At 59.6% G+C, this 18,732-nt stretch carries 14 protein-coding genes; 12 read left to right on the forward strand and 2 right to left on the reverse strand.

The genetic code is table 11. The features are described 5' to 3' along the window. The first annotated feature begins 132 nt into the window (after positions 1-132). Entirely contained in the window at positions 133-1,185 is a 1,053-nt protein-coding gene (gene ltaE, locus V8J82_RS19380) for a low-specificity L-threonine aldolase (RefSeq protein ID WP_339977755.1), read from the forward strand. Continuing rightward, complete coding sequence (gene denD, locus V8J82_RS19385; protein WP_339977757.1) at positions 1,185-2,144, forward strand: D-erythronate dehydrogenase; 960 nt, start codon at positions 1,185-1,187, stop codon at positions 2,142-2,144. Before ltaE ends, denD begins: the two co-directional genes overlap by 1 nt. A 43-nt stretch (positions 2,145-2,187) precedes the next feature. Here the strand turns inward: denD and V8J82_RS19390 are convergent, their stop codons facing one another. Continuing rightward, the gene (locus V8J82_RS19390) at positions 2,188-3,822 is read right to left on the reverse strand and encodes a GMC family oxidoreductase (protein ID WP_339977759.1); all 1,635 of its coding nucleotides are present in this window, start codon (positions 3,820-3,822) and stop codon (positions 2,188-2,190) included. A 120-nt stretch (positions 3,823-3,942) separates the two neighbouring features. Here V8J82_RS19390 and V8J82_RS19395 point away from each other — a divergent pair, with 120 nt between their 5' ends. From V8J82_RS19395 to V8J82_RS19425, 7 genes are all read left to right on the forward strand, one after another. Further along, the gene (locus tag V8J82_RS19395; protein WP_339977761.1) at positions 3,943-5,181 is read left to right on the forward strand and encodes a TRAP transporter substrate-binding protein; all 1,239 of its coding nucleotides are present in this window, start codon (positions 3,943-3,945) and stop codon (positions 5,179-5,181) included. 107 nt (positions 5,182-5,288) lie between these two features. Next, entirely contained in the window at positions 5,289-5,999 is a 711-nt protein-coding gene (locus tag V8J82_RS19400; RefSeq protein WP_339977763.1) for a TRAP transporter small permease, read from the forward strand. Then, on the forward strand, positions 5,996-7,375 hold the full coding sequence (locus tag V8J82_RS19405) for a TRAP transporter large permease (RefSeq protein ID WP_339977765.1): 1,380 nt from the start codon (positions 5,996-5,998) through the stop codon (positions 7,373-7,375). Before V8J82_RS19400 ends, V8J82_RS19405 begins: the two co-directional genes overlap by 4 nt. A 24-nt stretch (positions 7,376-7,399) precedes the next feature. Next, entirely contained in the window at positions 7,400-8,188 is a 789-nt protein-coding gene (locus V8J82_RS19410; protein ID WP_339977767.1) for an IclR family transcriptional regulator, read from the forward strand. A gap of 66 nt (positions 8,189-8,254) precedes the next feature. Beyond that, positions 8,255-8,908: a 3-oxo-tetronate 4-phosphate decarboxylase gene (gene otnC, locus V8J82_RS19415; protein WP_339977769.1), complete on the forward strand. Its 654-nt coding sequence runs from the start codon at positions 8,255-8,257 to the stop codon at positions 8,906-8,908. Positions 8,909-9,145: 237 nt separating this feature from the next. Beyond that, entirely contained in the window at positions 9,146-11,221 is a 2,076-nt protein-coding gene (locus V8J82_RS19420; RefSeq protein ID WP_339977771.1) for a hydantoinase/oxoprolinase family protein, read from the forward strand. Beyond that, positions 11,218-12,912 (forward strand): hydantoinase B/oxoprolinase family protein, encoded by a 1,695-nt coding sequence (locus V8J82_RS19425; protein WP_339977773.1) that lies wholly within the window; start codon positions 11,218-11,220, stop codon positions 12,910-12,912. The genes V8J82_RS19420 and V8J82_RS19425 overlap by 4 nt, the downstream gene beginning before the upstream one ends. Here the strand turns inward: V8J82_RS19425 and V8J82_RS19430 are convergent. Continuing rightward, positions 12,909-14,135, reverse strand: coding sequence for a TetR/AcrR family transcriptional regulator (locus V8J82_RS19430; protein WP_339977775.1), 1,227 nt, complete (start codon positions 14,133-14,135; stop codon positions 12,909-12,911). The two genes, V8J82_RS19425 and V8J82_RS19430, sit on opposite strands and share 4 nt — an antisense overlap. Positions 14,136-14,531: 396 nt before the next feature. Here V8J82_RS19430 and V8J82_RS19435 point away from each other — a divergent pair, with 396 nt between their 5' ends. The 3 genes from V8J82_RS19435 (at position 14,532) to V8J82_RS19445 (ending at position 18,578) form a co-directional block, all read left to right on the forward strand. Next, positions 14,532-16,460, forward strand: coding sequence for a calcineurin-like phosphoesterase C-terminal domain-containing protein (locus V8J82_RS19435; protein ID WP_339977777.1), 1,929 nt, complete (start codon positions 14,532-14,534; stop codon positions 16,458-16,460). A 346-nt stretch (positions 16,461-16,806) separates the two neighbouring features. After that, complete coding sequence (locus tag V8J82_RS19440; protein WP_339977779.1) at positions 16,807-17,499, forward strand: fumarylacetoacetate hydrolase family protein; 693 nt, start codon at positions 16,807-16,809, stop codon at positions 17,497-17,499. After that, positions 17,496-18,578, forward strand: a complete 1,083-nt coding sequence (locus V8J82_RS19445) for a cupin domain-containing protein (protein WP_339977781.1) — start codon at positions 17,496-17,498, stop codon at positions 18,576-18,578. Before V8J82_RS19440 ends, V8J82_RS19445 begins: the two co-directional genes overlap by 4 nt. The last annotated feature ends 154 nt before the right edge of the window (positions 18,579-18,732 follow it).

Below are 18,732 nucleotides of genomic sequence, written 5' to 3' on the forward strand. Positions count from 1 at the left end.
AGGCCAAGGAACGCGCTTGATCTGATTTTCCGCGGATCGTGCCCCGTCGCGGACATTTCGGCGCTGTGCAAAGAAGGCTTGCGGTCCCGCCCGGCCCGTGATGCCCTGCCTACGACGCGCCAGGAGGTTCCCATGTCTCAATACAGCCCCACTGATCGCCCGAACGGCCCGGTCATTGCCGATCTGCGCTCGGACACCGTGACCAAACCGTGCGCCGGGATGCGCGCCGCGATGGCCGCCGCCGAGGTGGGCGATGACGTTTACGGCGAGGACCCGAATGTCACCGCGCTGGAACAGCGCTTGGCCGATCAGATGGGCAAGGAAGAGGGGTTGTTCCTGCCCTCTGGCACACAATCGAACCTGATCGCCATGCTGTCCCATTGCGGACGCGGAGAAGAGGTGATTGCGGGCGACAGCTACCATGTGATCCGGTATGAGGCCGCGGGCGCATCGGTTCTGGGCGGCGTCGCGCTGCACGCGCTGCCGGTGGCCGAGGATGGCGGGCTTGATCCCGAAGCCATTGCGGGCGCCGTGAAGGAGGATGACAGCCATCATCCGATCAGCCGCCTGTTGTCTTTGGAAAACACGAATTACGGCCAGGCAGTGCCCCTGGCGCGGATCAAGGCGGCGGTCGCGGCGGGGCGCGCGGCGGGCCTTTCCATCCATCTGGATGGCGCGCGGTTTTTCAATGCGATCACCGCACTTGGCTGCGGGGCCGAGGATCTGGCCGCCCCGTTCGACAGTATTTCGATTTGCCTGTCCAAGGGGCTTGGCGCGCCGGTGGGCTCGGTTTTGGTCGGCCCGCGCGATCTGATGAAACGCGCGCGGCGCCTGCGCAAGATGCTGGGTGGCGGGATGCGGCAGGCGGGCGTCTTGGCCGCCGCCGGGCTTTATGCGCTGGATCACAACGTGACGAGTTTGGCCGAGGATCAGCACCGCGCCGCAGCCCTTGCTGAGCATCTGCGCGCATTGCATCTGGGCACCGTGACCCATGCCACCAATATGGTGTTCCTGACACCTCGGGATGGGCTGGATATCGTCGGCGCCATGGCGGCCCAAGGTGTGCGCCTGGCCGCCCCTGCACCCGCCACGCGCATGGTCCTGCATAGCGACATCGATGACGATGCCTTTGCGGCGATCCTGAACGGGTTTACGCAGGCGGCGGATGCCCGGGGTGCCGCCTGATGCGTATCCTGATCACCGGCGCGGGCGGCATGATCGGCGACCGGCTGGCTAATACGCTCGCCGCGACGGGGCGGATCAACGGTGCTGTGATTACATCCATGACACTGTCTGACCTATCGGAGCCCAAAGCGCCCGAGGCCGATGTTCCGGTCCGTTGCTTGGCGGCGGATCTAACCGATGAGGCGGGCCGGGCCGCGTGTCTGGATCCCGCGCCGGATTTGATTTTCAACCTCGCCGCCATCGTCTCGGGCGCGGCGGAAGCCGATTTCGATCTGGGCTACAGGGTCAATCTGGTCGCAACAGCCGCTTTTTTGAATGATATCCGGGCGCTCGGGACCGCGCCGGTTGTCGTTTCGACCTCATCGGTGGCGGCCTTTGGCGGCGATTTGCCTGACATCGTGCCTGACACCCATTGCCTGACACCACAAAATTCCTACGGCACGCAGAAGGCGATGGCAGAGATGCTGCTGGCGGATCATTCGCGGCGGGGCCATCTGGACGGGCGCTGTGTGCGGCTGCCGACGATATCGGTCCGGCCCGGGCAGCCGAACGCAGCCGCGTCGAGCTTTATTTCCGGCATCATCCGCGAACCACTCGCCGGAGAAGAGGCCGCGCTGCCCGTCGATCCATCGCTGCGGGTCTGGATCGCCTCACCCGACTGCGCGGTCGCCACTCTGATCCATGCTGCCGGTCTGCCAAAAGGCGCGCTCGGGCCCGGCGCGGTCGTATCGGGCAGAGGATTGTCGGTGACAATTGCCGAGATGCTCGCCGCGCTGGAGCGGATCGCCGGAGCCGAGGTCGCCGCGCGTGTCACCCCCAGCCCTGACCCGGTTGTCGCGGGGATCGTCGGGGGCTGGCCCAAAGCGTTCGCATGCAGCCTTGCGACCGAATTAGGGTTTCCCGTCGATGAAAGCCTGGACACCATCATCCAAGCTCATATTCGGGACAGCGTCGCCTAACCCGTTACCAAGACGCAAAAAACACGTCGAACGCACCAGCCCCTCAAGCCTGCGCGGGAACAGCCGCACCGGCCCGCGCATCTTCCAATATAAGATCGGAGGCTTTCTCGCCGATCATGATTGCAGGGGCGTTCGTGTTGCCCGATACGATCTCGGGCATGATCGAGCAATCTGCGACGCGCAGCCCCTCAATCCCGTGAACTCGCAAACGCTCATCGACAACGGCATCGGCGCCCTGCCCCATCTTGCAGGTGCCTGTGGGGTGATAAATCGACGCCGTATTCGACCGCGCCCAATCCAATGTGGCATCGTAATCGTTGATATCGAGGCTGGGATTCGGCCGGAATTCCTCCGAGATCTTCGACGTCAGCGGCGCGTGCCGCGCGATGGTGCGCGCGATGTTCACGCCGGCCACGATGGTCCGGCAATCGGTCTCGGTCGACAGGTATTTCGGGATGATCTTCGGATAGGTTTTCGGCCCCGGCCCAGCCAGCCGGATCTCACCCCGGCTTTCGGGCCGCAATTGGCATACCGACATCGTAAAGGCCGAAAACTTATCGGCCCCCTTGCCGGGATTTTCCGCCGAAAGCGGCTGAACATGGAACTGGATATCAGGCGTGTCCATATCCTCGCGTGTCTTCATGAATCCAGTCGCCAAGCTGGCGGCCATGGTCATCGGACCTGCGCGAAACATCAAGTATTTCAATCCGATACGAGCTTGCCCAACAAGGGTCGAGACCTCATCATTCAGGGTCGGCTCGTTGCATTTATAGACCAGACGTGCCTGCAAATGATCCTGCAAATTCTTACCCACGCCGGGCAAATCGCGGATCACCTCGATCCCGTGTTCGTTGAGTTGCGCCCCCTCGCCCAGGCCGGACAACATCAGCACCTGAGGCGAGTTGATCGCGCCGCCCGACAGGACAATCTCGCGCCCGGCCTTGACCACCTGCTGCTGACCGGATCGGTCCGTGTAGACGACGCCCGTGGCGCGCCCGTTTTCGATCACCACGCGCTCGACCTGGGCATGGGTGATGATCTGAAGGTTGTCACGGCTTTTCGCGGGCTTCAGGTAAGCGACGGCAGCACTACAGCGGCGTCCGTTTCGGGAGGTGAGCTGGAAATATCCCACACCCTCCTGATCCGCGCCGTTGTAATCGGGATTGAACGGATAGCCCGCGGCCTGCGCGGCAGCGACCCAAGCGTCGGTGATCGGGCGTTGAATGCGCATATTCGACACCGAAAGCGGCCCTTGATCGCCGTGGAATTCATCGGCGCCGCGTTCGTTGTTTTCGGCGCGTTTGAACAGCGGCAGCACGTCATCCCAGGCCCAGCCGGTATTCCCCATCTGGCGCCACCGGTCGTAATCCTGCGGCTGGCCCCGCACATACAGCAGCCCGTTCAGCGACGACGACCCGCCCAAAACCTTGCCGCGGGGCCATTCGATGGAGCGTCCGTTCAGGCCCGGATCGGGTTCGGTTTTATAGCACCAATCGACTGTCGGATTGTGGATGGTTTTGAAATATCCGACCGGAATATGGATCCACGGGTTCCAATCGCGACCGCCCGCTTCAAGCAGAATGACCTTGTTGCGCGAGTCGGCTGACAGCCGGTTGGCCACGACACAACCCGCCGATCCTGCCCCGACGACCACATAATCCGCTGAAACTTCCGTCATATTCAGGCCCCTCCGCACAGAATCTACGCAAGATGAAGATTTTTCTTGCCAGTCCGAGCATAGTTTGAGCAAGATTGAGACCACAAGTATCAATTTTGCGCAATAAGGGAGGTAATGGATATGAAGGCTTCAAAAGTCCTCAGCCAGGTTTCGCGCAGAGACTTGATGAAACTCACCGGGACCTATGGTCTGTCATCGGTGATGATGGGGGCGGCAACGCTGACCGGTGCGGTGACTTTGCCGTCGCTGGCACGCGCTGTCGAGTCCACATATGACCGCCGCTATGGCACCACGGCTCGCTACGAGCTGAAGATGGGTGCCGCCGGCTTCAACGCCCGCAACCTGCTGATCGAGCGGGCCGGCGTTCTGGAATTCGCCCGTGACTTGGAGGAGCGCACGGACGGTGAGATCCGCTTGGAATTCATCGGCGACAACCAGATCTGCGGTCAGCTGAACTGCTTGGAGCGGGCACAGCTGGGCGTGGTGGATTTCTATTCCGCCTCGACGCAGAACTCTGCCGGGTCCGCACCCTATCTGAACGTGTTGGATTACGCATATATGTTCCGCTCGCGGGCGGATCAGTACCACTTCCTGTACCATCCGGAATCCATGCGTCTGCTGCGTGATCCACTGGAACGTCGCCACGGCGTCAAGTTCCTGTTCAGCCATGCAGAATTGCGCGGCATCCAACTGGGTCAATCCTTCGCCGAGCGCGACACCGTGACCAGCCTGGAAGAGCTGTTTGGCACCCGCAACCGGGTGACGGGCACGCAATTGGGCCGCATTGCAATGAACCTGATGAACCTCAACCCGACGCCCATCGCGTGGGAAGAGACGCTTGACGGGTTGCGTCAGGGCCTGATCGATGGCGCCGAGACATGGGCTTCGGCTGTGGCCTATGCCAACATGTCGCCGGTTGTCAGCCAATCGGTGGATCTGAAGTTCTTCTGCGGCACCGAGCATACCGGCATGAATGCCGAGCTGTTCGACAGCATGGAGCCGCATCTGCAGGACGCGATCATGGAATCCTCCTATCTCGCGCAGGTGCATGTCCAGGCCGCCAACGAAGCGGCGCTGGTCAACACGGTCGGCTTCACCGATCCGCCGATGCCCGGCACGATCTTTGCCGAAAACGACGTCCGCGTGGCGAAGCTGGGCGACGATCAGATCCAGATCGCCCGCGAGATGTGCTCGCCCGAATTCAACCCAGAGCCCTGGGCCGAGTGGCGTGAGCGCATCAACAACTGGCAGGGCGACGGTGCCGACACCTATCAGGAGATCTTCGACATCGCGCGTGAGATCCCCGAAGATACCCTGGCCGAAAACGTGGAGCCGCGCCGCTGGTGGCGGACCGCCTGATCTGACGGATCATTCAAAACTAGGTGACGGCGGCCCTTGGGCCGCCGCATCTTCCTAAACAGGGCGCAAAAACCCTGAACATAATTCCAAGCGCCAGGGAGGGGCTGATGGGAGACATCTTTGACGGTATGGGCGAGATCGTTGCGGCATTCGCTGCAAACGATAGCTGGGCGATCAGCGAAGCCTTGAATGGTGAAGCGGCCTGGGTTCTCGGAATGATCTTGCTGCTGTTGGGCGGGTTCATCATCATGATGATCTATCGCTTTGTGCCATTCATCGAGCGCCACCTTGAAAGTTATGTGATGGTCATTTCCTACCTGACCATCGGCGGCATCATCTTCTTCGGCGTGATCCAGCGGTTTGTGCCCGGCATGTTGGGTATGGACTTTTCGAATACACCCCAATGGCTGCGACCGTGGCCCTGGACGACCACGCTCCCGCCCTTCTTGTTCCTGGTGATGACCTGGGTGGGATGCAGTTATAACGTCAAGCTCCGCACGCATCTGGCGTTCAGCGAGTTCCGCACCAATATGGGGCGGCTGCCGCAGATGTTGCTGCTGAGCGTGGATGCGCTGTTGTGGATCGGGTTCTCGTGGGTCGTGGTTGTCACCGGCAGTCGGATCGCAGCCAACGCAGCCTCGAACTTCCAGATCGTGCCCGGCACGAACGACTTGATGCAATGGTGGTTCATCCTCGCCGTGCCGCTGTCTTTTGTGTTCCTGGTCGCCCGTGTCCTGGAAAACTGGTTCGCGGATTTCAACAATTATCGCTCAGGCAATGAGCTGATCTCACAAGCCGTGATCGGGGGTGACACATGACCGACGGTACCTTGATCACATTGCTGTCCCTCGGGGTCACAGCCTTGTTCATGCTGGGCGTGCCAGTTTTTCTGGTGATCGGCTATTGGGTCATCGGGATGTCTTTCGTTCTGGGACTACCGCTCGACAACATCAGTGCGGCTCTGTCGCGGGTGTTTACGGATGGCTTTGCGTTGCTGGCGATGCCGCTCTTCATCCTGACGGGTGACCTGATCAACCGATCCGGCATTGCGCGAAGGCTAACGGATTACGCCTATGCGTGTCTCGGCTGGATTCGAGGCGGCCTGGCCATGGCAGCCCTGGGCGCCTGCGGATTGTTTGCGGCGATCTCCGGGTCAAACTCCGCGACAACGGCGACCATCGGCTCGATGCTGCACCCCGAAATGGTGAAAGGCGGCTATGACGAGCGGTTCTCGGCTGCCACGGCGGCAGCGGGCGGGACGGTGGGGATCATCATCCCGCCCTCGATCATCTTCATCGTCTACGGCTTCTTGATGAACCTGCCGATCTCGGACCTGTTCGTGGCGGGGATCATCCCCGGCTCGCTCATGGTTCTGGCGATGATGACCGCCTGTTTCATTGTCTGCTTCAGAAACAAGTGGGGCTACATCATCGACCTGAACATCATTCGGGTGTTGAAAACCGGTGTCGGCGCCTGGCTGGGCTTCTTTGCGATCGGCCTGGTTCTGTGGGGCATCTACACGGGTAAGTTCTCGCCCACCGAAGCCGCGGGTGTGACCGTGGGCTTCTGTGTGATCGTGGGCTTCCTGTGCCTTGCCATCACCAAGCTGGTCTCGATCAGCCGTCCGGAATTCGCCACCCGCGAAGACCGTCCCGTCGATGAGCGCAGCTTTGGCGGCATGCTGGTGGTGAACGGGTTTGGCCCGTTGGAACTGCCGTCGATCACAATGCGGTCGGCGCAGATCACGGGCATCCTGGCACCGCTGATCGCGGTGTCGGTGGTGATGCAACAGATCCTGTCGGTGTTGGGGGCGCAGGCCTTCCTGACCGAGTTCGTGACCTCGATGGGTGGCTATTATGCGGTCTTGTTCACCGCCATGATCATCGTCTTCATCGCAGGCATGGTTCTGGAATCGCTGCCGGTGACGATCATCCTAGCGCCTATTCTTGCGCCGATTGCCCATGATATAGGCGTCGAGCCGGTGCAGTTCGCGGTGATCTTCCTGGTTGGGGCCTCCATCGGCTTCATCACCCCGCCCTACGGTCTTAACCTTTACGTGGCCTCGGGTGTAACAGGTGTGCCTTATTTCCGGTTGCTTCGGTACACATGGCCCTATCTGTTTGCTCTGATCTCGATCTGGATCATCGTGGCATTGGTGCCGTCCCTGTCGACTGCACTCTTGCCGAACCTGTAGGGGTAAATGGGTAGGGAAGGCAAAATGGACGGCGATACACAGCGCGATACGATTCCAACCAACCTCCGGCTCCTTTTGGTGCTGGAGGAGGTCGCGCGCGCGGGTGTTCCCGTGACACCGACTGAGGTCAACGCCCAGCTTTCCCTGCCCAAACCCACGATCCACCGCCTGTTCAATACGTTGGAGGAGGAAGAATTCCTGCAGCGCGACATGGATGGACGCACTTACTCGCCAGGGCCCCGTATGCGGGTGCTGGCGGGCGGGATCCTGTCGTCCCTGCGGATCCGGACCGCACGACAGGCCATTCTGAAGCGGTTGAGCCAGGAGATCGGCGAAACCTGCAACATCGCCCTGCCCGACCGGGACGCGATGATCTACCTGGAACGGGTCGAGACCGAATGGCCCCTGCGCATCCAATTGCCCCAAGGCACCCGCGTGCCGTTCCATTGTACGGCATCCGGGAAACTGTATCTCAGTTCCCTGACCGAAACGCATCTTTACCGCTATCTGACGGCCAGCGCGCTGACCGGCCACACCGACAATACCATCACCGACCGCGCCACCCTGAAGGCCGAGTTAGAGGACATCCGGCGTCAGGGCTATTCGCTCGACCGTGAAGAATTTATGGATGATATGGTTGCCCTGGCGGTGCCGATTTTCGACATCAACCACCGGCTGATGGCGACATTGTCGTTCCACGCCCCGACCCAACGGTTCGATCCCGAGCGCGCAATCGAGTTCCTGGGTGCGCTGCAAACGGCCTCTAAGCAATTGTCGATGCTGGTCGACGGGACACCCGATACTGAAATCTGACAATTCTTGTATATGGCGCCATGCTGGGGTTAGTTAGCGCTAACAAGAGCTCAATCGGGATATTCCATGACACGTGCCGAGACGCGACTGCGCGAACAGATGTGCATGCTGGCGAAATCCATGTTCGACCGGGGGCTGACCGGCGGTTCGACCGGCAACATCTCGGCCAGGACGGACGATGGCGGGTTGCTGGTCAGCCCGACCGGCACAAGCTTCGGCCGCCTCGACCCAGCGCGGCTATCGCGCTTTGACGGTGAAGGGCAATTGATCGACGGCGATCACCCCACCAAGGAGATGCCACTTCACGCCGCGTTCTATGACACGCGCAACACCGCTGGCGCCGTGGTGCATCTGCATTCGTGCCATTCGGTCGCCTTGTCGATGATGCCCGACGCCGATTGGGACAATTTTCTGCCGCCGCTCACCCCCTATGGGATCATGAAGCTGGGAAAGGTGAAGCTGTTGCCGTTCTTTCTGCCCGGCGATCCGGCGATGGGTGAGGCGGTGCGCGGCCTGGCGGGCAAACGCTCTGCCGTGATGCTCGCCAATCACGGGCCGGTTGTGGCGGCCAAGGATGTGGAGGCCGCCTGCAACGCGATTGAGGAATTGGAAGATACTGCGCGGCTGGCGATGATGACCCGCGGTCTCAATCCACGCGCCTTGAGTGACGCGGAGGTGCAAGGCCTGATCACCAAATTCGACGTTGAATGGGATGACTGACCCTCGTCTTCGGGCAGGATCGTGCTGGCAGCGATATGGCGCAACCTAGAAGCACCCGCCGATGGCCTACAATCTCTCGCACAACCTCCGCCAAAAGGAGCCCGGAGCGCACCACCGAAAATGGATGGCCCCAACGGCAGGCGCCGAGCGACGCTGGTTCACCGTTGGCATGAATCGGTTTGCACTCGCGGCGCTGTCCAAGGCAGTCTACTGCTGTAGACGAAGGGACGACGTGTAATGGCCATCAGATTGGGCGTGGATATCGGCGGCACATTCACGGATGTGGTCTTGGAAGGCGTCGGTGATCTGGTATCGACCAAGGTCCTGACGACCTATGCAGCCCCAGAAGCCGCGATCATCGATGGAATGCACAAGGTCTGCGCCATCGCTGGCATCGCCCCCGCAGAAATCAGCCAGATCATCCACGGCACAACACTCGCGACGAATGCGCTCATCGAGCGACGCGGCGCCAAGACGGCTCTGATTACGACCGAAGGTTTCCGCGATGTGATCGAGATGCGCACCGAGTCTCGGTTCGAGCAATATGACCTGAACCTGACCCTGCCCGAGCCGTTGCTGCCGCGGCAGATGCGTTTCACCCTGTCAGAGCGCGTCAATGCGAAGGGTGACATCATGCTTCCCTTGGATCGGACGGAGGTCGAACGGCTCGCCGAGCGTATCGCGATCACCGGTGCGGAAAGCGTCGCCGTCGGCCTGATCCACGCCTATCTCAACCCCGATCACGAACGTTTGGTACGAGATGTCCTGGCCGAAAAACTGCCCGATATCTCGGTCTCGATCTCGTCCGAGGTCTCCCCCCAGATGCGTGAATATGAGCGGTTCAATACCGTTGTCGCAAATGCCTATATCAAACCTCTGATGGCATCCTATCTGGGGCGGCTCGAAAGCAAGCTTCGCGCCGAGGGGATCACCTGCCGCATCTTTCTCATGCATTCGGGCGGCGGGATTATCAGCGTGGCAGACGCCGCGAACTTCCCTGTACGTTTGGTGGAAAGCGGCCCCGCCGGAGGCGCGGTCTTCGCAGCCCATATCGCTGCACGCTACGGGCTTGATAAGGTGCTGTCCTTCGATATGGGTGGCACGACGGCCAAGATCTGCCTGATCAAGAATCAGACCCCCAAAACCTCACGGGTTTTCGAGGTCGCCCGGACCTATCGGTTCAAGAAAGGCTCCGGCATGCCAATCTCGATCCCGGTGATCGATATGGTCGAAATCGGGGCTGGCGGTGGGTCGCTGGCCCATGTGGATGCCATGCGCCAGATCCGCGTCGGCCCGGAAAGTGCCGGGTCTGAACCCGGGCCTGCCTGCTATGGCCGCGGCGGAACGCGGCCCGCGGTCACTGATGCGGATCTGATCCTGGGCAAGCTCGACCCCGACAATTTTGCCGGGGGCTCCATCCCGTTGAAAGCGACAGCCGCACAAAGCGCCCTGACCGATCAGGTCGGCGCAGCGCTCAATATGGAAGCCGCGGAAGCCGCCTTTGGTGTGGCCGAGATGGTGGACGAGAACATGGCAAACGCGGCGCGGGTCCATGCCGTGGAGAACGGTGAGGATCTCAGCGAATACACCATGATCGCGTTTGGAGGGGCGGCGCCTCTGCACGCCGGGCGCTTATGCGAAAAGCTGGGCGTCCATCGTTTGCTTGTACCGCCCGGGGCCGGTGTCGGCAGCGCCATCGGCTTTCTGCGCGCGCCATTCTCTTTTGAGGCCAATCGGTCGGTCTACATGAAACTCAGCGATTTTGACGCCGGCCTTATCCGCAATCTGCTGAGCGAGTTGAAATCCGAAGCAACCGGGTTTGTGCGCGGCTGTGATGCCGAAGCGCCGATCATGGCTGAGTTCAAAGTCTATATGCGCTACACAGGACAGGGGTGGGAGATCCCGATTTCTCTGACCGAAGATCAAGCCATGACACCCGATGCCGCAACCTTCCAGGCGCGGTTTGAAGAGGATTACACCAAACTCTTCGGGCGGCCCGTGGCGGGCATGGATATCGAAATCACCGTCTGGTCGGTCAACGCCACCACCGCTGCAGAAAGGCCCGACCGCATCACCCTGTCAGAAGGCGGCCACACAGTCCCCGATACTGGAACGCGTGCGATTTTCGACCCTGCGACCGGCGCCTTCGCCGACGCGAAGATCATTCCCCGAGAGGCGATGAACACGGGTGACGACGCGCTTGGTCCCGCGGCAATCGTCGAAGACGAGACGACCATCATCGTACCGACCAGCCGCCGCGTGATCCGTCAGCCGGATGGCTGTATCGACATGATCGCAAAGGATGCGCCATGACCACGAATGTCGCCTATCAAGTCATGTGGAATCGCCTGATCTCGGTTGTTGAGGAACAGGCGCAGGCCCTTGTGCGCACGGCGTTTTCCACCTCCGTCCGTGAGGCTGGCGACCTGAGCGCCGGGGTCTACGACACGCAAGGCCGCATGCTGGCCCAGGCCGTGACAGGCACACCCGGCCACGTGAACGCCATGGCCGATGCGGTGGCGCATTTCATCCGCCGCATCGGGCGCCAGAACATGTTTGCGGGCGATGTCTACATCACCAATGACCCGTGGGAAGGCACCGGCCACCTGCATGACATCACCATGGTCACACCCTCTTTTCGGGATGGCGTGTTGGTCGGCTTTTTTGCCTGCACAGCCCATGTAGTGGATATTGGCGGGCGCGGCTTTGGCGCCGATGCGGCCAGTGTCTATGAGGAAGGGCTGTATATCCCGATCATGAAATTCGCCGAGCGGGGCGCGGTGGACGACACGCTGGTGCGGATCATCCGCGGCAACGTGCGCGAGCCAGACCAATTGATCGGCGACATTTATGCGCTGGCCACGTGCAATGAGATTGGGCATCGCCGCCTGAGCGACATGATGGACGAATTCGATTTGCCGGATCTGGATGGGATCGCCGCCTTCATTCTTGATAATTCCCGCCGCGCCACGCTGGAGCGGATCGCCGCCCTGCCCCGCCACAGCGCCACGGGTGAGATGCGCGTGGACGGGTTCGACGTGCCGATCACCCTTCGGGCGCGCGTGACGATCGAAGAGAACTGCATTGTGACCGATTTCGAAGGCACGTCCGGCCTCGACAAAAAGGGAATCAATTGCCCGCTGGTCTACACCAAGGCCTATGCCTGCTATGCGCTGAAGGTCGCGATCGCGCCGGAGATTCCCAACAATGCAGCGTCCTTAGCGCCATTTGAGGTGGTCGCGCCCGAAGGCACCATCGTCAATGCGCCCCATCCCGCCCCAGTGGCCTTGCGCCACATCGTCGGCCATTTCGTGCCCGATGTCGTGTTCAACGCCTTCGATCAGATCGTGCCAGGTCTGGTTCCCGCCGAGGGCGCCGGGTGTTTGTGTAATTTCCAGCTTTCCTTGCGCCCTGCCGATGACGCTCCCGATGGCGCACGACGGACCGAGGTGCTGACATTCAACTCAGGCGGTTCCGGCGCACGTCCCGAACTGGACGGGCTCAACGCCACTGCCTTTCCATCCGGTGTGATGACCATGCCCATCGAAGCCACCGAGCATGCGGGGCCGGTGATTATCTGGCGCAAGGAATTGCGCCCTGATTCCGGTGGCGCCGGCAAAACACGCGGCGGGCTGGGACAATTCATGGAGGTCGGTGCGATGCCGGGCTTTGAGTTCGACATCCAGGCCATGTTTGATCGCGGCGACCATCCGGCGCGTGGGCGCCGCGGTGGTCAAGCTGGCGCGCCGACCAGGATTGCCCAAGATGACGGCACCGCAATGCGCGTGAAGGGTAAGCAATTTGTCCCCGCCGGAAGACGCGTGCAAATGGCCTTCCCTGGCGGTGCAGGTTACGGCGACCCGGCCGAGAGAGACTCCGCTTTGGTGAAGCGGGACCTGGCGCGCGGCTATATCACGGCAGAGATGGCGGCCGAGATCTATGGACTGACTGAGACGGATATTGCGGATATCCTTCGCGCAGCGGAACGCGGTGAGGCTGACTAATCGGTCGGCGCGGGCAATACCTGCCTCAATTCTTCGAACGCCACCGCAAATTCGGCACGCGTTGTGGCAAGGTCATTTTCTGAGCCGCTTGACGACAAAAGCCGCAGAAGTTTGCCCGCGAACAGGGCCTGGGCATACATGCCCGCATTGGGATGCGTGGGACCATAAAGCCGGTCAAACACACGGTTCCACGCGTCGGCCTGGTCCTTGATGGACGCCCAAATCGAGGCGCGCAAATCCGGGCGCCGCCCCGCCTCAAGCCACAATTGGAACAGAGCGGCACTGTTCGGGCGAAAATCGCTTACCTCGCGCGCCAAGACTGCAAATGACAGATCAATCAACGCCGTCTGGGTCACCGCCTTGCGATAAACTGTGGCCGACATCGCACGATACCTGTCCTTAGACGCCGCAAAAAGCGCTTGCTGCGCCTCTGTCAGCAAATCCGAAAGCGCCGGATAATGATAGCGCGGCGTAGACCCGGCCACACCGGCGCGATTGGCCAGATTGGTGTAGCTAATTGCACCGGGACCATCCTCCAATAGGATATCGATTGCCGCGGCTAACACCGCATCCCGGGTTTTGTGGGCCTGTCGATGCAAATCCTTAGATCCACTACCATTGGGAAGCGCCCATACTTCCAACAGGACCGTGCCCGGCGCAAAGCCCGCATCAATTTGATCGCGGTCCAAACGCAGCGCCAGGGCCATGACCAAGAAGCCCAATGTCATATCCATGCGCATCTGCAATTGTGCGTCGCTCAGGCCCGGCTCCACCAGATCTGCAACTTCGCTCCACCCCACAAAAAGCCGTTCCATCCAATCCTGCACCAGGTCTTGGCGACCCGGGTCGCGCGCGGCGTCCAGATAGATCTCGGCCCAGGCCAAGGTCTCTTGCCACTTCGGCCCGGTGCTGACGCGGAGCATCCGAATGGAAAACTCCCAAAGGGTTTTGGGGCCTTTGCCCGACGTCGCCACACTTTTTTCGACGCGACCGTAATCGGCGAGGTACCCTTTCATCAAAGACATGGAAGCCGCGCGAATAATGTCGGCCTTTCGCGGGAAATAATATGTGGTCAAAGCCAGCGAAACACCGGAATGCTGCGCCAAACGCCGATGCGTCAACGCGCCAAGACCATCCTGCGCCACGATTTGATAGACCGCTTGCAATAGCCGTGCATGGGTTTTCTGAGATCGGTCTTGTTTCGGATTTTTGCCAGAATTCATGGGATCTGGCTATCGTTTCGCACCATCACTCATACCCTAATTCTCAATAACGCAGCCCTATCGAGCCAAATATCTCTAAAAGCCATATGACTGAAAACCTTGAATTACTTTCAGGTCTTTTACAATTGCCTTAGCCAAAATCAATCGCAACACATCGTATCACCATTCTCAACGATAGGATTGTTCAGTGCTCTTATCTTTAAGGGACGCGATAGAACTCATTCTTTCCGCCGCTCAGACCAACCACAACACGGGCATTTATAGGTCGGCCATACAGATGCCATCGGCGGATCCTCGCCGTCACCACAAAAGGTTCATGTTACGGAAAAACTGATGTCACCGACGGCGTCTCTCTTAGGCATCGGCAACATGTCACGCGCGAATAAGGAGATTGATGTGAAAAGCTCTCTGATGATTGCGGCAGGCCTCTTGGCCGCCACCTCCGCATACGGCAAGGACCCAAGCTATATCGGCACAATCGAGACAGTGGCCGGTGAGGCGACCGATGATATGGCGCGCGGAACTGTGTTTTTGGATGCCAACCGCAACAGTGTTTTCGATGCGGAAGAGACGGGCATCGCTGGCGTCATGGTCTCCAACGGACGCGAGGTCGTGGTCACCGGCGAGGATGGCAGCTATGAGCTGCCCGCCTATGCCGATATGAACGTCTTCGTGACCTCACCCGCGGGCTACACGCCGCCCGTCAACGAGGTCATGGTCCCGCAATTCGCGTATATCCACAAAGAGGATGGCTCGCCGGATCTGCGGTTTGGCGGGATTGCCCCCACCGGCCCCCTGCCTGCTGCGATCAACTTCCCGATGATCGAAGACGAGTCCGACCGTGCCGATTTTGAGTGCCTCGTCTTTGGCGACGCCCAGCCCTATTTCAACATGCAGGTGTCCTACGTGCGTGAAACCGCTGGAAATATGCTGGCCGGGCGCGACATGTCCAATACCGAATGCCTGCTTTTTGCGGGTGACGTAATGGGGGATGACCTGTCGCTTTATCCACGTTTCCAAGAGATCATCGCAATCGGCCAGACGCCGCAATATTATGTTGCGGGCAACCATGATCTGGATTTCGACGCGGAGACCGATGCCGACAGTTTTGACACGTTCCGTCAGGCATGGGGCCCGGAATACTATTCGTTCGATATTGGAAATGTGCATTTCGTCGTGCTCGACAACGTGCGCTATCCCTGCAACGGCGTCGACGACCATCCGTTCTGCGATCCGTCGGAAAGTCCGACTTACAACGGGATTATCACTGACCGGCAACTGGTCTGGCTGGAAAACGATCTGGCGCATGTCCCCGAGGATCGGCTGATCGTGATCAGTGCCCATATCCCGTTTCAGACCTTCACCGACAACGATGCCGCCAAGCATCAAACCGACAATTTCGACGCGCTTGTCGCGATCCTGGGTGATCGTCCGGTGCTGGGCCTGTCGGGCCATACGCACACGACAGAAAACATCCTGACCGGCGAGTATTATGAAGGATGGGAAGAGAATACCGGCGTCGGCGAGGCCCCCTTCCACCAGATTGTCACTGGGGCGTTGTCGGGATCTTGGTGGGCTGGCAGCCTGAACGATGACTTCGTGCCTGGCGTGCCACAGCGTTTGGGCAGCCCCCGCGGCTATTATGTGCTGGAATTTTCCGGCTCGGACTATGTCGAGACCTATCAATCCTTCACCCATGACCATGACGAACAGTTCCATGTCTCGTTCAACACGCCCCGATATCGCGAATGGGCGCAACGGCTGATGGGGTTCGTTGAGGCTTATGGTGAGACGCGCGGGAACATCGTGCCTCCGCTGAGCATCAATGACCTGGGCGACTTACACATGATCACGCGCGAGGATCTGGAAGATGGCACTTGGGGCGTGGTGAATGTGTGGAATGGCACCCAGGATGCGGTCGTCACGCTGTCGATCAACGGTGGCGACCCCATGCCTGCCACCCGCACCCAAGCCGGTGAGGGAGAGGCCAAGCTCAGTTCCATTGAGGTATCAGACCCCTACGCCGTTGTTCGGCAAATGACCGATACGCGCCGCGCCTTGCAATCGGCCTCTGGGGACAACGGCTACCAAGTGTTTCAAGGGGCAATCTGGCGCGGTCGGGTCGGTCCGCTGGACCCGTGGCTGTGGACCACCTCCTCACAACATTTGTGGACGGCCGATCTGCCAGCGGATCTACCCGCTGGCATCCACTCGCTGACGGTCGAGGTCTCGGACCACCACGGACGCGTCTATACTGATACAATCGCATTTGAGATTGTGGAAGAGATCCCCGAAATGGGCTGGCAAGAAGAGCTCTGGGACTAGGCCTTGCAACCGCGCGATGGGGCCGAGGTCAAGGCCTCATCGCGAGATGTCACTATGAAATATAACTGTTTTTTAATTTTATTAGGTTGTTATTCTCTATTACATCGCTAACGAAGCTCATGCTGCTTTTGACCGCCCCCCTTAGTCGAGAGAGAAAAACGCCAATCTCTATGGACTGGCGATAAGCAAGGCTATTCTAGAAACTTATTTTCCAGTTATAGAGGTTTAGTCACAACTCTCGCAGACCGTTATAGCGCAGGTCCTTGACGGAAAGGTCGTTGAGGCAACTGCCTTTACCCCTTAACCTTTCTCATAATCGCAACTGATTTCATGCGCGAGGCGCAACGTGACCTATATCTTTGATCCACATCCTCAGCCCTCCCTAGCGATAGAAAAACAGACTGAGCGCTTCCCAATACGTCGCATCTTCTGTGTCGGACGCAACTATGCCGACCATGCGCGCGAGATGGGGCATGATGATCGGGAGCCTCCTTTTTTCTTCAGCAAACCCGCCGATTCATTGGTCGAAAACGGGGCAACACTTCCTTATCCTTCCTTCACGCAGAACCTTCATTACGAAGCAGAACTGGTTGTTGCGATTGGCAAACGCGCGGACGCTGTGACGGAGGCGGACGCAGCGGATCACATATTCGGCTATGCGGCAGGCAACGATCTGACACGCCGCGATTTGCAGGCTCAGGCAAAGACAGCTGGACGGCCCTGGGATATGGCGAAGGGCTTCGACCGCTCTGCTGTGGTCGGGCCAATTCACAGGGTAAGTCAGATCGGTCATCTGTCCCAAGGGGCGATCCGACTGACGAAGAATGGTGAGGTCATGCAAGATGGCGATATCTCCGATATGATCTGGTCTGTGCCCGAAATCATTTCGTACCTATCCGGGCTTGTCACGCTGGAGCCGGGTGATCTGATCATGACCGGCACGCCAGCGGGCGTTGGCCCACTTGGCGCGGGCGACACGGCAATTGTTTCCATCGACGCATTGCCGGATCTTACCGTCACAATCGGACAGCCCACATGACTGATGACGCCCACAACTCACAGCCCGATGACAGCCCCGAACTTCGTCAGCTATATCAAGGCTTTGCCGACCAATCATTGATACCGCTCTGGACACAGCTCGGGGATTTGATGCCGGAGCACCCCAAACCCAAAGCCATACCCTATGTCTGGCGATGGGCCGATTTGTTACCTTTGGCAGAAGCGTCCGGGCGGCTTGTGCCAGTCGGGCGCGGCGGGGAGCGGCGGGCGATCGGCTTGGCAAATCCCGGCCTGGCGCCGCATGCCTATATCTCTCCGACCCTGTGGTGTGCGATCCAGTATCTTGGACCGCGCGAAACCGCGCCAGAGCATCGCCACGCCCAAAACGCATTCCGTTTTGTTGTCGAGGGCGAAGGAGTTTGGACAGTCGTTGATGGAGATCCGGTTCGCATGTCTCGCGGCGATCTCCTGCTCACACCTGGCTGGCGGTTCCATGGTCATCAAAACACCCTCGAGGCGCCAATGGCGTGGATCGACGGTTTGGACATTCCCTTTTCACAACAAATGGATGTCGGCTTTTTTGAATTCGGAGCGGATGAGGTTTCAACTCGCGAGACGCCCATCCTCTCTCGCAGCGAAAGGCTTTGGGCACATCCCGGCCTGCGCCCGCTTTCAAGCTTGGAGAGCAGCGTTTCAAGCCCGCTTGCAGCCTTCCGTTGGCAACATACTGATCGTGCGCTGACTGAACAATTGGACCTGGAAAAAGAAGGATATCCAGGTACGTTTGATCCAGGCCACGCCGCAATCCGCTTTGTGAACCCCAGCAATGGCGGGGATGTGATGCCGACCATACGCTGCGAGTTTCATCGTCTACGCGCAGGCGGACAAACCGAAAATCGCCAAGAAGTGGGTTCAACAGTGTTTCAGGTGTTCAACGGTCGCGGTGTGGCAATAATCGATGGCGTATCTCATTCGTTGGAAACAGGAGATCTGTTCACGATACCATCATGGGTCCCCTGGAGCTTACAGGCTGAAACTCAGTTCGACCTGTTCCGCTTTTCCGATGCGCCCATCATGGAGAGATTGGGCTTTATGCGGCAAGACGTCGTAAAGGAATGACGTTTCTGTGTCGTGCCATTCAGTGGATAATCTGTGAGTGCCTGAAAGCTGGAACTGTGGATAGCTGCCGGGAAGAAAGTGTATTCAATAAGCTAAGCGGTATCGTAGATGTGGATCGTTTACTCCACAGAGGGTAAAAGTGCCGCTCATCAGA

The organism is Gymnodinialimonas mytili (assembly GCF_037544085.1).
Lineage (GTDB): Bacteria > Pseudomonadota > Alphaproteobacteria > Rhodobacterales > Rhodobacteraceae > Gymnodinialimonas > Gymnodinialimonas mytili.

Excerpts from the sequence above, each read along its gene's own strand:
- ltaE (WP_339977755.1), top strand. The coding sequence starts at position 133 with ATGTCTCAATACAGCCCCACTGATCGCCCGAACGGCCCGGTCATTGCC.
- denD (WP_339977757.1), top strand. The coding sequence starts at position 1,185 with ATGCGTATCCTGATCACCGGCGCGGGCGGCATGATCGGCGACCGGCTG.
- V8J82_RS19390 (WP_339977759.1), bottom strand. The coding sequence starts at position 3,822 with ATGACGGAAGTTTCAGCGGATTATGTGGTCGTCGGGGCAGGATCGGCG.
- V8J82_RS19395 (WP_339977761.1), top strand. The coding sequence starts at position 3,943 with ATGAAGGCTTCAAAAGTCCTCAGCCAGGTTTCGCGCAGAGACTTGATG.
- V8J82_RS19400 (WP_339977763.1), top strand. The coding sequence starts at position 5,289 with ATGGGAGACATCTTTGACGGTATGGGCGAGATCGTTGCGGCATTCGCT.
- V8J82_RS19405 (WP_339977765.1), top strand. The coding sequence starts at position 5,996 with ATGACCGACGGTACCTTGATCACATTGCTGTCCCTCGGGGTCACAGCC.
- V8J82_RS19410 (WP_339977767.1), top strand. The coding sequence starts at position 7,400 with ATGGACGGCGATACACAGCGCGATACGATTCCAACCAACCTCCGGCTC.
- otnC (WP_339977769.1), top strand. The coding sequence starts at position 8,255 with ATGACACGTGCCGAGACGCGACTGCGCGAACAGATGTGCATGCTGGCG.
- V8J82_RS19420 (WP_339977771.1), top strand. The coding sequence starts at position 9,146 with ATGGCCATCAGATTGGGCGTGGATATCGGCGGCACATTCACGGATGTG.
- V8J82_RS19425 (WP_339977773.1), top strand. The coding sequence starts at position 11,218 with ATGACCACGAATGTCGCCTATCAAGTCATGTGGAATCGCCTGATCTCG.
- V8J82_RS19430 (WP_339977775.1), bottom strand. The coding sequence starts at position 14,135 with ATGAATTCTGGCAAAAATCCGAAACAAGACCGATCTCAGAAAACCCAT.
- V8J82_RS19445 (WP_339977781.1), top strand. The coding sequence starts at position 17,496 with ATGACTGATGACGCCCACAACTCACAGCCCGATGACAGCCCCGAACTT.